Source organism: Niveispirillum fermenti, assembly GCF_048066175.1.
Lineage (GTDB): Bacteria > Pseudomonadota > Alphaproteobacteria > Azospirillales > Azospirillaceae > Niveispirillum > Niveispirillum fermenti.
The window spans coordinates 221,855-235,056 of the sequence record NZ_JBLTXA010000003.1 but is presented as its reverse complement, the minus strand read 5'-3'; the positions used below and the strand labels follow the sequence as shown (position 1 = coordinate 235,056).

General features: G+C 63.4%; 20 protein-coding genes. 1 reads left to right on the top strand and 19 read right to left on the bottom strand.

Features of this window, described 5'->3' with window-relative positions; translation table 11 throughout:
* From rpsN to rpsL, 19 genes are all read right to left on the bottom strand, one after another.
* Positions 1-306 carry a 30S ribosomal protein S14 gene (gene rpsN / locus ACM9LZ_RS04605; protein WP_416618167.1) on the bottom strand — a complete coding sequence of 102 codons (306 nt, stop codon included), beginning with the start codon at positions 304-306 and terminating at the stop codon, positions 1-3.
* Positions 299-859: a 50S ribosomal protein L5 gene (rplE, locus tag ACM9LZ_RS04600; RefSeq protein WP_416618166.1), complete on the bottom strand. Its 561-nt coding sequence runs from the start codon at positions 857-859 to the stop codon at positions 299-301. Before rplE ends, rpsN begins: the two co-directional genes overlap by 8 nt.
* Before the next feature lie 8 nt (positions 860-867).
* Positions 868-1,188 carry a 50S ribosomal protein L24 gene (gene rplX, locus ACM9LZ_RS04595; protein ID WP_211098329.1) on the bottom strand — a complete coding sequence of 107 codons (321 nt, stop codon included), beginning with the start codon at positions 1,186-1,188 and terminating at the stop codon, positions 868-870.
* A complete protein-coding gene (gene rplN / locus ACM9LZ_RS04590; RefSeq protein WP_094456275.1) occupies positions 1,185-1,553 on the bottom strand; it encodes a 50S ribosomal protein L14 in 369 nt (122 codons plus the stop codon). The genes rplX and rplN overlap by 4 nt, the downstream gene beginning before the upstream one ends.
* Positions 1,554-1,571: 18 nt before the next feature.
* Positions 1,572-1,829, bottom strand: a complete 258-nt coding sequence (gene rpsQ / locus ACM9LZ_RS04585) for a 30S ribosomal protein S17 (protein WP_416618165.1) — start codon at positions 1,827-1,829, stop codon at positions 1,572-1,574.
* 12 nt (positions 1,830-1,841) lie between these two features.
* Complete coding sequence (gene rpmC / locus ACM9LZ_RS04580) at positions 1,842-2,051, bottom strand: 50S ribosomal protein L29 (protein WP_416618164.1); 210 nt, start codon at positions 2,049-2,051, stop codon at positions 1,842-1,844.
* Positions 2,048-2,473 (bottom strand): 50S ribosomal protein L16, encoded by a 426-nt coding sequence (gene rplP / locus ACM9LZ_RS04575; protein ID WP_416618163.1) that lies wholly within the window; start codon positions 2,471-2,473, stop codon positions 2,048-2,050. Before rplP ends, rpmC begins: the two co-directional genes overlap by 4 nt.
* A 42-nt stretch (positions 2,474-2,515) precedes the next feature.
* The gene (rpsC, locus tag ACM9LZ_RS04570; protein ID WP_416618162.1) at positions 2,516-3,193 is read right to left on the bottom strand and encodes a 30S ribosomal protein S3; all 678 of its coding nucleotides are present in this window, start codon (positions 3,191-3,193) and stop codon (positions 2,516-2,518) included.
* The gene (gene rplV, locus ACM9LZ_RS04565) at positions 3,193-3,591 is read right to left on the bottom strand and encodes a 50S ribosomal protein L22 (protein ID WP_416618161.1); all 399 of its coding nucleotides are present in this window, start codon (positions 3,589-3,591) and stop codon (positions 3,193-3,195) included. The genes rpsC and rplV overlap by 1 nt, the downstream gene beginning before the upstream one ends.
* Before the next feature lie 2 nt (positions 3,592-3,593).
* On the bottom strand, positions 3,594-3,872 hold the full coding sequence (rpsS, locus tag ACM9LZ_RS04560; RefSeq protein WP_054168362.1) for a 30S ribosomal protein S19: 279 nt from the start codon (positions 3,870-3,872) through the stop codon (positions 3,594-3,596).
* A gap of 12 nt (positions 3,873-3,884) precedes the next feature.
* A complete protein-coding gene (rplB, locus tag ACM9LZ_RS04555) occupies positions 3,885-4,709 on the bottom strand; it encodes a 50S ribosomal protein L2 (RefSeq protein WP_416618160.1) in 825 nt (274 codons plus the stop codon).
* A gap of 10 nt (positions 4,710-4,719) precedes the next feature.
* Entirely contained in the window at positions 4,720-5,037 is a 318-nt protein-coding gene (locus ACM9LZ_RS04550) for a 50S ribosomal protein L23 (protein WP_416618159.1), read from the bottom strand.
* Positions 5,034-5,654 (bottom strand): 50S ribosomal protein L4, encoded by a 621-nt coding sequence (rplD, locus tag ACM9LZ_RS04545; protein ID WP_416618158.1) that lies wholly within the window; start codon positions 5,652-5,654, stop codon positions 5,034-5,036. Before rplD ends, ACM9LZ_RS04550 begins: the two co-directional genes overlap by 4 nt.
* Positions 5,655-5,657: 3 nt before the next feature.
* Positions 5,658-6,362 carry a 50S ribosomal protein L3 gene (gene rplC / locus ACM9LZ_RS04540; protein ID WP_416618157.1) on the bottom strand — a complete coding sequence of 235 codons (705 nt, stop codon included), beginning with the start codon at positions 6,360-6,362 and terminating at the stop codon, positions 5,658-5,660.
* A gap of 66 nt (positions 6,363-6,428) precedes the next feature.
* Entirely contained in the window at positions 6,429-6,737 is a 309-nt protein-coding gene (gene rpsJ, locus ACM9LZ_RS04535) for a 30S ribosomal protein S10 (protein ID WP_029013602.1), read from the bottom strand.
* Between the two features lie 106 nt (positions 6,738-6,843).
* Entirely contained in the window at positions 6,844-8,031 is a 1,188-nt protein-coding gene (gene tuf / locus ACM9LZ_RS04530; protein WP_416618142.1) for an elongation factor Tu, read from the bottom strand.
* Positions 8,032-8,068: 37 nt separating this feature from the next.
* Positions 8,069-10,141: an elongation factor G gene (gene fusA, locus ACM9LZ_RS04525; protein ID WP_416618156.1), complete on the bottom strand. Its 2,073-nt coding sequence runs from the start codon at positions 10,139-10,141 to the stop codon at positions 8,069-8,071.
* Between the two features lie 36 nt (positions 10,142-10,177).
* On the bottom strand, positions 10,178-10,648 hold the full coding sequence (rpsG, locus tag ACM9LZ_RS04520) for a 30S ribosomal protein S7 (RefSeq protein ID WP_416618155.1): 471 nt from the start codon (positions 10,646-10,648) through the stop codon (positions 10,178-10,180).
* Between the two features lie 12 nt (positions 10,649-10,660).
* Positions 10,661-11,032 carry a 30S ribosomal protein S12 gene (gene rpsL / locus ACM9LZ_RS04515; RefSeq protein WP_029013599.1) on the bottom strand — a complete coding sequence of 124 codons (372 nt, stop codon included), beginning with the start codon at positions 11,030-11,032 and terminating at the stop codon, positions 10,661-10,663.
* An 811-nt stretch (positions 11,033-11,843) separates the two neighbouring features.
* Between rpsL and rimO the strand changes: the two genes are divergently transcribed.
* The gene (gene rimO, locus ACM9LZ_RS04510; RefSeq protein ID WP_416618154.1) at positions 11,844-13,181 is read left to right on the top strand and encodes a 30S ribosomal protein S12 methylthiotransferase RimO; all 1,338 of its coding nucleotides are present in this window, start codon (positions 11,844-11,846) and stop codon (positions 13,179-13,181) included.
* The last annotated feature ends 21 nt before the right edge of the window (positions 13,182-13,202 follow it).

Sequence of the window (13,202 nt, the reverse complement as noted above, 5' to 3'; positions counted from 1 at the left end):
TTACCAGCTGGACTTGGTCATGCCCGGGATCTGGCCATTGCTGGCGAGATCACGCAGGGCAACACGGCACAAGCGGAACTTGCGATAGAAGGCGCGCGGACGCCCCGTCAGCTCGCAACGGTTCCGGATGCGGGTGCGGCTGCCGTTACGGGGCAGCTGCGCCAGCTTCAGGACGGCCGCAAAACGCTCCTCATCGGACAGTTCGCGGTTCTTCGCGGTGGCCTTCAGGGCAGCCCGCTTTTCCCGATGCTTCGCCGCCAGCTCGGTGCGGCGCTTGTTCTTCTCGATCGAGCTCTTCTTAGCCATTGGTCCCCGCCTCCCCGGCGAACGGCATGTCGAAACCCTTCAGGAGAGCCTTGGCTTCCTTGTCGGTCTGGGCCGTCGTGACGAAGATGATGTCCATGCCCCGAATCTCATCGATCTTGTCGTAATCGATTTCGGGGAAGATGATCTGTTCCTTCAGACCCATGGCGTAGTTCCCACGGCCATCGAAGGCATCGCCCTTGATGCCGCGGAAGTCGCGGACGCGGGGCAGCGCGATGGTGACCAGACGGTCCAGGAACTCGTACATGCGGTCGCGGCGCAGGGTCACCTTGCAGCCGATCGGCATGCCTTCACGCAGCTTGAACTGCGCGATGGACTTGCGGGCCTTGGTGATCACGGGCTTCTGGCCGGTGATGGCAGCCAGCTCGGCGGCCGCCTGGTTCACCTTCTTGCCATCGCCGGCGGCTTCGCCGACGCCCATGTTGATCACGATCTTTTCCAGACGCGGCACCTGCATGTCGTTGGCGTAGTTGAACTCCGCCTTCAACTTTGCACGGATGGTCGCGTCATAGCGTTCCTTAAAACGAGCAGCCATGGCGCGCCTCACTGATCGATCACTTCACCGGACGCCTTGGCAAAACGAACCTTGCGGCCGTCTTCCAGGGTCCGGAAGCCGACGCGGGTCGGCTTGTTGGTCTTCGGGTCGATGTGCGCGACGTTGGACACGTCCAGCGCAGCTTCGATCTCGACAATGCCGCCCTGCTGCATCGGCGTCTGACGCTGGTGCTTTTTCACCAGGTTGACACCGCGCACCTTGACGCGACCTTCGGTCGGCAGCACTTCGATGACTTCGCCCGTCTTGCCCTTGTCCTTGCCAGCGATGACAACGACACGGTCATTCTTGCGGATCTTCGCAGCCATCAGAGCACCTCCGGCGCCAGCGAAATGATCTTCATGAACTTCTTACCGCGCAGCTCGCGGGTGACCGGCCCGAAAATACGGGTGCCGATCGGCTCGCCCTGCTTGTTGATCAGCACGGCGGCGTTGCGGTCGAAGCGGATGACGGAACCGTCCTCACGGCGCAGTTCCTTTGCGGTGCGAACGATGACGGCGCGCTGCACGTCACCCTTCTTCACACGGCCGCGCGGGATCGCCTCCTTCACCGACACGACGATGATATCGCCGATGGCGGCGAAGCGACGACCAGCGCCGCCCAGCACCTTGATGCACTGCACCCGGCGCGCGCCGCTATTGTCCGCGACTTCCAGGTTGGTTTGCATCTGAATCATGGAATGTCTTCCTTATCTTCAGGCGTTCGGATTGCCGTCTGCGGCCGGGGCCACAATAACGGTCCACCGCTTGGACTTGGAGATCGGACGGCATTCTTCGATCTGGACGGTATCGCCGATCTTGAATGCGTTCGCCTCGTCGTGAGCGGCGTACTTCTTGGATTGCTTGATGAACTTCTTGTAGACAGGATGCATCACGCGGCGCTCGACCAGGACGGTGACGGTCTTGTCACCCTTGTCGGACACCACGGTACCCTGCAGGACGCGACGGGGCATCGCTTAACCCCCTTAGGACGCGGACGCAGCAGACGACGTCTGCTGGCCCAGGATGGTCTTGATGCGGGCGATATCGCGACGCACCACACGAACCCGCGCCGTGTTCTCCAGCTGGCCGGAGGCCTTCTGGAAACGCAGGTTGAACTGCTCCTTCTTGAGCTGGAGGAGCTGATCGTTCAGCTCGTCCACGCTCTTGGCGCGAAGGTCGGTAGCCTTCGTCATGCCTCACCCCCTTCACCCAGACGGGTGACCATACGCACCTTGATCGGCAGCTTCGCAGCGGCCAGTTCGAAAGCGCGCGTGGCCAGTTCGGCCGGCACGCCATCGAGTTCGAACATGATACGGCCCGGCGCAACGCGCGCGGCCCAGAATTCCGGAGAACCCTTACCGGAACCCATGCGCACTTCCGCCGGCTTCGAGGAAACGGGCAGATCCGGGAAAATCCGGATCCACACGCGCCCCTGGCGACGCAGGTGACGGGTGATGGCACGACGCGCGGACTCGATCTGACGGGCCGTGATACGCGCCGGCTCGACAGCTTTCAAGCCGAAAGCGCCGAAATTGAGAGTGGTACCGCCCTTCGACGCGCCGTGAATACGGCCCTTATGCGCCTTGCGATACTTGGTACGCTTCGGACTCAGCATGGCATGTAGCCTTCTCTAGATCCCTTGCCAGTATCCGGATGATCAGCGGGCGGCCGTCTGGTCCGCGGCGCGCTTGTCCTGCGCCATCGGATCATGGGCCAACACCTCACCCTTGAACACCCACACCTTGACACCGCAGGTGCCATAGGTGGTCTTCGCGGTCGCGACACCATAATCGATGTCGGCACGCAGGGTGTGCAGCGGCACGCGGCCTTCACGGTACCATTCGATACGCGCGATTTCCGCACCACCCAGACGACCGGAGCAGTTGATCCGGATACCCTGGGCGCCCAGACGCATCGCCGACTGCACGGCGCGCTTCATGGCGCGGCGGAACGCCACGCGGCGTTCCAGCTGGCTGGCGATGTTCTCGGCGATCAGCCGGGCGTCCAGTTCCGGCTTGCGGATCTCGACGATGTTCAGGTTCACGTCGGACCCGGCCATGCGGCTCAGTTCCGTGCGCAGCTTCTCGATGTCCGCGCCCTTCTTGCCGATCACCACACCCGGACGGGCCGTATGAATGGTGACGCGGGCCTTCTTGGCCGGACGCTCAATGATGACTCGGCTGACACCGGCCGCCTGCAGACGGGACTGCAGGTAGCCGCGCAGCTTCAGGTCCTGGTGGAGCAGCTTGGCGTAGTCGCGGCCCGCGTACCAGCGGCTGTCCCAGGTGCGGTTGATGCCAACGCGCAGGCCGATCGGATTGACTTTCTGACCCATTATTCAGCGGCCCCCTCGGCCTTGTCCTCAGCGCGCTCACGCACAATCACGGTCAGGTTGCTGAACAGCTTCTCGACACGGGCGCCACGACCGCGGGCGCGGGCGTGGAAGCGCTTCATGACCAGAGCCTTGCCGACCGTCGCATGGGACACATACAGACGATCGACATCCAGCTGGTGGTTGTTCTCGGCGTTCGCGATGGCGGACTGGAGGACCTTCTTCACTTCGCCAGCGATACGACGCTTGGAAAATGTCAGAAGGGCGACAGCTTCACCAGCGGACTTTCCGCGGATCAGCTGCGCAACCAGGTTCAGCTTCTGCGGGCTCGTGCGGATCATTCCGCCGAACGCCTTGGCCTCAGTCTCGCTGAGGCGCCGCTCTGCAGCAGGCTTTCCCATGATTACTTCCTCTTCGCCTTCTTGTCGGCCGCATGACCGTAGAACGTACGGGTCGGCGAGAATTCACCGAACTTGTGGCCGATCATGTTTTCGGTCACCAGCACCGGCACGAACTTCTGGCCATTGTACACGCCGAAGGTCAGACCAACGAAATGCGGCAGGATGGTGGAGCGACGCGACCAGATCTTGATGATCTCGTTGCGGCCCGACGCCCGCGCCTTGTCTGCCTTCTTCAACAGGTAGCCGTCTACGAACGGCCCCTTCCAAACGGAACGAGTCACGGCAGCACTCCCTTACTTAGCGCGGCGGCGGATAATGAGCTTATCCGTGCCCTTGTTCTGACGGGTCTTCTTACCCTTGGTCGGCTTGCCCCACGGCGTGACCGGATGACGGCCACCGGAGGTGCGACCTTCACCACCACCGTGCGGGTGGTCGATCGGGTTCATGGCGACACCGCGAACAGCCGGGCGCTTGCCGAGCCAGCGGTTACGGCCGGCCTTGGCGATGACCACGTTGGACTGGTCCGGATTGGACACAGCACCGATGGTGGCCATGCACTCACCACGGACCATGCGCAGCTCGCCCGAGGGGAGCTTGAGCTGGGCATAGCCCTGGTCGCGACCGACGAGCTGCAGGTACGTACCGGCGGAACGAGCCAGCTGACCACCCTTGCCGGCCTTCAGCTCCACATTGTGGACGATGGTGCCGACGGGGATGTTCTTCAGCGGCATGGCATTGCCGGGCTTCACATCGACCTTTTCGCCGGAGACGATGACGTCGCCGGCCTTCAGGCGCTGCGGGGCCAGAATGTAGGAGAGCGTGCCGTCCTCGTACTTCACCAGGGCGATGAAGCCGGTACGGTTCGGGTCATATTCCAGGCGTTCCACCGTGGCCGGGACGTCGAACTTGCGACGCTTGAAGTCCACGATACGGTAGGTGCGCTTGTGCCCGCCACCCATGCGGCGGGCCGTGATGCGACCGGTGTTGTTGCGACCGCCGGAGCCGGACAGGCCCTCGGTCAGCATCTTCACAGGCTTGCCCTTGTGCAGCTCCGAGCGATCCACCAGAACGAGCTGGCGGAGGCTGGGCGTAATCGGACGGAAAGTCTTCAAAGCCATAGCTCTACCCTCACACGCCGGTGGTCACGTCGATGGAGCTGCCCTCGGCGAGGGTGACCACGGCCTTCTTGTAGTCCGACCGGCGACCGATCGTCCCACGGAAGCGCTTGGTCTTCCCCTTGACCACGACGGTGTTCACCGCCGTGACCTTCACCTTGAACAGGCCTTCGATCGCGGCCTTGATTTCGGGCTTCTTCGCATCCAGGCGCACCTTGAAGGTGACCTGGTTATGCTCGGAGCCCATGGTGGCCTTCTCGGTGATCACGGGCGCGACGATCAGATCGTACATGCGCTCGGCCGAGATGATGGTCTTCTTGCTCGTGCTCATTTCAGGCGAGCCTCCAGCTGCTCGACCGCGTTGCGCGTCAGGACGAGAACGTCCTTGCGCAGGATGTCGTACACGTTGGCGCCCTGTTCCGGCAGCACGTCGATGTGCGGAATATTGCCGGCGGCACGGGCAAAGTTCACGTCGACATTGGCGCCGTCGATGATCAGAGCCGACTTCAGGCCGAGGGCCTGGAGCTGGCCGAACAGCGCCTTGGTCTTGTGGCTATCGGTCTTCGCAGCTTCCAGCACGACCAGCTTGCCCTCGGCGGCCTTGACCGACAGGGCGGTCTTCAGGGCCAGCTTGCGAACCTTCTTGGTCAGGTCATGCTCGTGGGAACGAACGACCGGCCCGAAAATGCGCGCACCGCCGCGGAACTGCGGCGAACGGACGGAACCCTGACGGGCGCGGCCGGTGCCCTTCTGACGCCACGGCTTCTTCGTGGTGCCGGAGATCTCGGAGATCCCCTTGGTCTTGTGCGTGCCGGCGCGGCGCTTGGCGAGCTGCCACAGCACCATGCGAGCCAGGATGTCCTGGCGGGCCGGCAGGCCGAACACGGCTTCCGACAGCTCGATCTCGCCGACGGTCTCGTTGTTCAGGTTCTTGATGGACGTCTTCATTTATCAGCCCTCCGCCGCGACAGCTTCAGCAGCCGGAGCACGGAAGGCACCGGGGAACGGCACGCCCTCGGGCAGCTTCTTCTTGACGGCGTCCTTGACGAGGACGAAGGCGCCCTCATGGCCCGGGACGGCACCCTTGACCAGGATCAGACCGCGCTCGGCGTCGACCGACACGACCTTCAGGTTCTGGACGGTGACGGTCTCAGAGCCCAGATGACCGGGCATCTTCTTGTTCTTGAAGGTCTTACCCGGATCCTGACGGCCACCGGTCGAACCGATGGAGCGGTGCGACACGGACACGCCGTGGGTCGCCCGCAGACCGCCGAAATTCCAGCGCTTCATACCGCCGGCAAAACCCTTACCCAGGGTCGTGCCCTGCACGTCCACGAACTGGCCGGCAACGAAATGATCCGCGGTCAGCTCGGCACCAACCTCGATCAGGTTGGCGGGAGCCACGCGGAACTCGACGAGCTTCTTCTTCGGCTCGACCTTGGCCCGGGCGAACACCTCACGCTGGGCCTTGGCGACGTTCTTCACCTTGGCCTTGACGGCGCCGAGCTGGAGGGCGGTGTAGCCATCCTTCGCTTCCGTCTTGTGGGCGACGACCTGGACCTGGTCCAGCTTCAGCACAGTCACCGGCACGCTCTCACCCTCGTCGGTGAAGACGCGGGTCATGCCGACCTTCTGCGCGATCAATCCGGATCGCATCTGTTTTTCTCCATCACTCGGGACATCCTCAGATCGGGAGAGGTCCCGTACTCACACCAAAACTGATTACAGCTTGATCTCGACATCGACGCCGGCGGCCAGGTCGAGCTTCATCAGCGCATCAACCGTCTGCGGCGTCGGATCGACGATGTCCAGCAGGCGCTTGTGGGTGCGAATCTCGAACTGCTCGCGCGACTTCTTGTCGATATGCGGGCTGCGGTTCACCGTGAACTTCTCCAGCTGCGTGGGCAGCGGAATCGGACCGCGGACGCGCGCACCGGTCCGCTTCGCGGTGTTGACGATCTCGCTGGTGCTCTGGTCGAGCACGCGATGATCAAACGCCTTAAGGCGGATCCGGATATTCTGATTGTCCATGTCCTAGACCCCAAAAAGAGCAGGGTTTATACCCAAAGAGTGGGCCGGCCCCAAGTACTTTCGGGCCGGCCCCACCACATTGCTGTGATGCGTCGAAGCGATAGGCTTACTTGACGATCTTCGACACGACGCCGGCGCCGACGGTGCGGCCGCCCTCGCGGATGGCGAAGCGCAGGCCTTCGTCCATGGCGATGGGGGCGATCAGCTTGACGCCGATGCGGATGTTGTCGCCCGGCATCACCATCTCCGTGCCTTCCGGCAGGGTCACCGAGCCGGTCACGTCCGTGGTACGGAAGTAGAACTGCGGACGGTAGTTGGCGAAGAACGGGGTGTGACGGCCGCCCTCTTCCTTGGTCAGGATGTAGGTCTCGGCCTCGAAGTCCGTGTGCGGGGTGATCGAGCCCGGCTTGGCCAGAACCTGGCCGCGCTCCACGTCCTCACGCTTCGTGCCGCGCAGCAGCGCACCGATATTGTCGCCAGCCTGGCCCTGGTCCAGCAGCTTGCGGAACATCTCGACGCCCGTCACGGTCGTCTTCACCGTGGCCTTCAGGCCGACGATCTCGACTTCCTCACCCACCTTGACGATGCCCTTCTCGACGCGGCCCGTCACCACGGTGCCACGGCCCGAGATCGAGAACACGTCTTCGATCGGCATCAGGAACGGCCGGTCGATCGGACGCTCCGGCTGCGGGATGTACTTGTCCACCTCGGCCATCAGCGCCAGGATCGCCTCGCGGCCGATCTCCGGCTGCGTGTCGTTCAGCGCGCAGACCGCCGAACCCTTCACGATCGGAATATCGTCGCCCGGGAAGCCGTAGGAGGACAGCAGCTCGCGCAGCTCCAGCTCAACCAGCTCGACCAGGTCCGGATCGGCCAGGTCCATCTTGTTCAGGAACACCACCAGCGCCGGCACGCCGACCTGACGGGCCAGCAGGATGTGCTCGCGCGTCTGCGGCATCGGGCCGTCGGCGGCCGAGCACACCAGGATCGCGCCGTCCATCTGCGCCGCACCCGTGATCATGTTCTTCACATAGTCGGCGTGGCCCGGGCAGTCCACGTGGGCATAGTGGCGGTTGTCCGTCTCGTACTCAACGTGAGCGGTCGAGATCGTGATGCCGCGGGCCTTCTCTTCCGGCGCCTTGTCGATCTGATCGTAGGCGGTGAAGGTCGCGCCGCCCTTTTCAGCCAGCACCTTCGTGATGGCGGCCGTCAGCGACGTCTTGCCATGGTCGACGTGGCCGATCGTGCCGATGTTGCAGTGCGGCTTCGTGCGCTCAAACTTTGCCTTAGCCATGATGTTCCGTCCTCATTTCAATCGGTTGACGACCGGTTCAAGCCACTTTGCTGCGGAGTTCCTCCGCAATGGCGTGCGGCGCCTGTTCATAACGTTCAAACTGCATCGAGTACTGTGCCCGGCCCTGACTGACGGACCGGAGCGTGTTCACGTAACCAAACATCGTCGCCAGCGGCACCTTCGCATCGATCACCCGGGCATTGCCCCGCTGGTCGATGCCCAGGATCTGCCCCCGGCGACTGTTCAGGTCGCCGATGATGTCCCCCAGATATTCGTCCGGGGTCACCACCTCGACCTTCATCACAGGCTCCAGCAGGACGGGGCGAGCCTTGGCCAGCCCTTCCCGCAATGCCGCCCGCGCCGCGATTTCAAACGCCTGCGCAGAGCTCTCCACATCGTGGAAGGCGCCATCGACCAGTTCCACCCGGATATCGACCACCGGATATCCGGCGACGATCCCCGAGGTTCTGGCGGCCTCAAGCCCCTTCTGCACGCCCGTGACGAATTCCTTTGGCAGCGCTTCGGCCGCCGGATCATTCACGAATACCAGCCCCTGTCCCGCCACCGCCGGCATGATCGCCAGCTTGACGCGGGCGAAATGGCCAACGGCACCGATCTGGCGCCGATAGGTATAATCGGCCTCGCCCCGCGCGGTCACGGTCTCCCGGTAGGCCACCTTCGGAGTGCCGACCGCCGCTTCCACCCGGAATTCCCGCCGCATGCGGTCCACGATGATCTCCAGATGGAGTTCACCCATGCCCCGCAGGATCACCTGCCCCGATTCAGGATCGCGGCCGATCCGGAACGACGGGTCCTCGGCCGCCAGACGGCCAAGCGCCACCGCCATCCGGTCATGATCGGGCTGCGTGCGCGGCTCGACCACCACCTCGATCACCGGCTCGGGAAACTCCATCCGCTCCAACAGGATCGGATGGGCCGGATCACACAGCGTATCCCCCGTCGTCGTCCCCTCAAGGGAGGCGAAGGCGACGATGTCACCTGCAAACGCCTCCCCGATCTCCTCCCGGCTGTTGGCATGCATCAGGAGCATGCGGCCAGCCGTCTCTTCCAGCTTCTTGCCTGGGTTCACCATCATGGCGTCCTGACGCAAAGTGCCGGAATAGATACGGGCGAAGGTCAATGACCCGACAAACGGATCGTTCATCACCTTGAACGCCAGGGCGGAAAACGGCGCCTCGTCATTGGCCGGCCGGCTGGCCGGATCCCCTGACGGGGTCGTTCCCACCACATCGCCGACATCGGCCGGCGACGGCAGATAATCGATGACAGCATCCAGAAGTGGCTGAACGCCCTTGTTCTTGAACGCCGAACCACACAGCACCGGGACCAGCTTCAGCCCGAGCGTACCCTTGCGGATCAGACGGCGAAGCCCCTCCTCGTCCGGCTCATCGCCGGAAAGGAAGGCATCCGTCGCCGCCTCGTCCAGTTCGACCGCCTGCTCCACCAGCCTTGCGCGCCAGCGCTTGGCCTCGTCGAGCAGATCGGCGGGCACGTCCGCGTGATCGAAGCGGGCGCCCAGCATGTCATCGGCCCAGATGACCGCCTTCATGGCGATCAGGTCGATGACACCCCTGAACCCGGCCTCCAACCCCAGCGGGAGCTGCAGGAGAACGGGATTGGCGCCAAGCCTTTCCCGGATCATCCCGACCGTGGCAAGAAGGTCCGCGCCAGCACGGTCCATCTTGTTCACGAAGCAGATGCGCGGCACACGGTACTTGTCCGCCTGCCGCCACACCGTCTCCGACTGGGGTTCGACACCCGACACGGCATCAAACAGGGCCACCGCACCATCCAGCACCCGCAGGGAGCGTTCGACCTCAATGGTGAAGTCGACGTGCCCAGGCGTGTCGATGATATTAATGCGGTGATCTTTCCAGAAGCAGGTCGTCGCTGCCGACGTGATGGTGATGCCCCGCTCCTGTTCCTGCTCCATCCAGTCCATCGTGGCGGTGCCGTGATCGACCTCGCCGATGCGATAGGACTTCCCCGTGTAATAGAGAATCCGCTCCGTCGTCGTCGTCTTGCCGGCATCGATATGCGCGGCAATGCCGATATTCCGATAGGAGTGGATGGGATGGGAACGGGCCATGAGTGGAACTTCCGCCATGCGTGGTTCTTGACGAACTTACCAGCGGTAGTGCGAGAAGGCCTTGTTGGCTTCGGCCATGCGATGCGTGTCTTCACGCTTCTTCACAGCCGTACCACGCTGCTGCGCGGCATCCAGCAACTCACCCGACAGACGCTCGGTCATGGTGTTTTCCGAACGGTTGCGGGCCGCACCGATGATCCAGCGGATCGCCAGGGCCTGCGCACGATCGGTACGCACTTCCACCGGCACCTGGTAGGTCGCACCACCGACGCGGCGGGAGCGGACTTCCAGATACGGACGGACATTGTTCAGGGCGTCATGGAAGAGCTGCAGGGCGTCCTGCTTGGTCTTCACCTCGATGCGATCCAGGGCGCCATAGACGATGGATTCGGCCACCGACTTCTTGCCGTCGTACATCAGGCAGTTCATGAACTTCGTCAGCACGATATCGCCGAACTTGGCGTCGGGCAGAACTTCGCGCTTGTCGGCTTTACGACGACGGGACATTGCTCGCTCTCCTTACTTGGGCCGCTTCGCGCCGTACTTGGAACGACGCTGCTTGCGGTCCTTCACGCCCTGCGTATCGAGCGTGCCGCGGATGATGTGGTAACGCACACCCGGAAGATCCTTCACACGGCCACCACGGATCATGACAACCGAGTGTTCCTGGAGGTTGTGACCCTCGCCGGGGATGTAGCTGATGACTTCGTAGCCGTTCGTCAGGCGCACGCGGGCGACCTTACGAAGCGCCGAGTTCGGCTTCTTCGGGGTGGTGGTGTAGACACGGGTGCAGACGCCACGCTTCTGCGGGCATTCCTGCAGGGCCGGCACCTTGTCCCGGGCCACCAACGGAGCCCGCGGCTTGCGGATCAACTGACTGATCGTCGGCATGAACGCCCTTCGCCTTTTCTCAAATCCCCGTCCGGGGATGTCATTCCAAACCGGTCGCACCAGCATTCCGACAGACAACGGACGAAAAAGACCCGCATACGAAGCGTCAAGCTCCGTGCGGGAGATTTCCATACGCCGTCCGAACAAGGACTCGGGTGCGGCTATCGACTGTTCCGGGAGGGTTCCTTGGAGCTGGCCGCACCGTCAATCGCGGAGCGCAGTACCAACATTGGGGACAGCGTCTAGACGCCACGAGGGCGGGCTACAGCCTGCCCCCCCGAAATAGGTTGGCGGACTATAGGGACCTGACCCCACCCCGTCAAGCGCGACCCTAGGGCTTCCGCCCCGTTTCCCGCGCATCCTGGCCCTCCGGAGTCCGCAGGGCTGGGAGGCGCCACGGGATTGCCCCCGGCCTCCGGTGGTCACCATCCCCCGGGCGTCGCCGGTTCCACATCCTCATGAATGTGCGCCATGGAGATGGTCACGCCCACGCTCTCCAGCGGGGTCCCGGCTTTCAGACCTTGGATCGTTTCGATAATCCAACAGTCGCCATCCGCGCCTGATCGGACAGATCATCCGCCCTTGCCCCGGACAAGGAAAGCCTCCATGCCCGTCCCTTTCGGATCGGCGGCATCTGGATGGCGATGGCCCTTCGACCATCCCGGCCGCCGGATTGGAAGGCTATCATGGCCCGAATCGCGTCCAGCCGCCGTTTGCGCCGGTTATCGCCACCCCGCCATGCTTGCGGCCCTACTGGCCTGCGCGCGCGTCCGGCCTTATATAGGCCGCTTGTTTTCAAGGACCCGTTGCCATGACCAAGCTTGCCCATGCCCCCGCCGCCGCGCCCAAGGTCGGTATCGTCTCCCTCGGCTGTCCCAAGGCACTGGTGGACAGTGAACGCATCCTGACCAAGCTGCGGTCGGAGGGGTATGAGATTTCCGGTTCCTATGACGGAGCCGATGTCGTGCTGGTTAATACCTGCGGCTTCCTGGACAGTGCCAAGGCAGAAAGCCTGGAGGCCATCGGGGAAGCCATCAAGGAAAACGGCAAGGTCATCGTCACGGGCTGCCTGGGCAAGGAAGAGGGCCTGATCCGCCGGTCCCATCCCAACGTGCTGGCCGTCACCGGTCCGCACCAGTATGAGCAGGTGGTCAGTGCCGTGCATGAGGTGGTGCCGCCGCGCCATGATCCCTATCTGGACGTCGTGCCGCCGCAGGGACTGCGCCTGACGCCGCGCCATTACGCCTATCTGAAGATTTCCGAGGGCTGCAACAATCGCTGCACCTTCTGCATCATCCCATCCATCCGCGGCGATCTGGTTTCCCGTCCCGCCAACATGGTTCTGGCGGAAGCCGAGGCCCTGGTGAAGGCCGGCGTGAAGGAAATCCTGGTGGTCAGCCAGGACACCTCCGCCTACGGCATGGATACCCGCTACGCCGAAGCCAAGTGGAAGGGCCGGCAGGTCCGCGCGAAATTCATCGATCTGGCCCGCGAGCTGGGTGACCTGGGCGCCTGGATCCGCCTGCATTATGTCTACCCCTATCCCCACGTGGATGAGGTGATCAGCCTGATGGCCGATGGCAAGGTCCTGCCCTATCTGGACATCCCCTTCCAGCATGCCGCCCCCAACGTGCTGAAGGCCATGAAGCGGCCGGCAAATACCGACAAGGTGCTGGACCGGATCAAGATGTGGCGCCAGGGCTGCCCCGACCTGACCCTGCGGTCTACCTTCATCGTCGGATTCCCCGGGGAAACGGAACAGGATTTCCAGTATCTGCTGGATTGGCTGACCGAAGCGCAGATCGACCGGCTGGGCTGCTTCAAGTACGAGCCGGTGGACGGCGCTCCCGCGAACGCGCTTCCCGGTGCCGTCGCTCGGGAAGTCCAGGAGGAGCGCTGGAACCGCCTGATGGCGCATCAGCAGGAAATCAGCGCCAGGCGCTTCGCCGCCAAGATCGGCCGCGAGATGGACGTGCTGATCGACGAAGTGGATGCCGAGGGGGCCATCGGGCGTTCCTGGGCCGACGCGCCGGAGATCGATGGTGCCGTCTACCTGAATGATGAGTTCAAGGTGAAGCCGGGCGACATGGTTCGCGTGAAGATCGAGGAAGCGGACGAGTACGACCTTTGGGGCAGCATCATCCGCTGATCCCGCCATGATGGAGTCCGG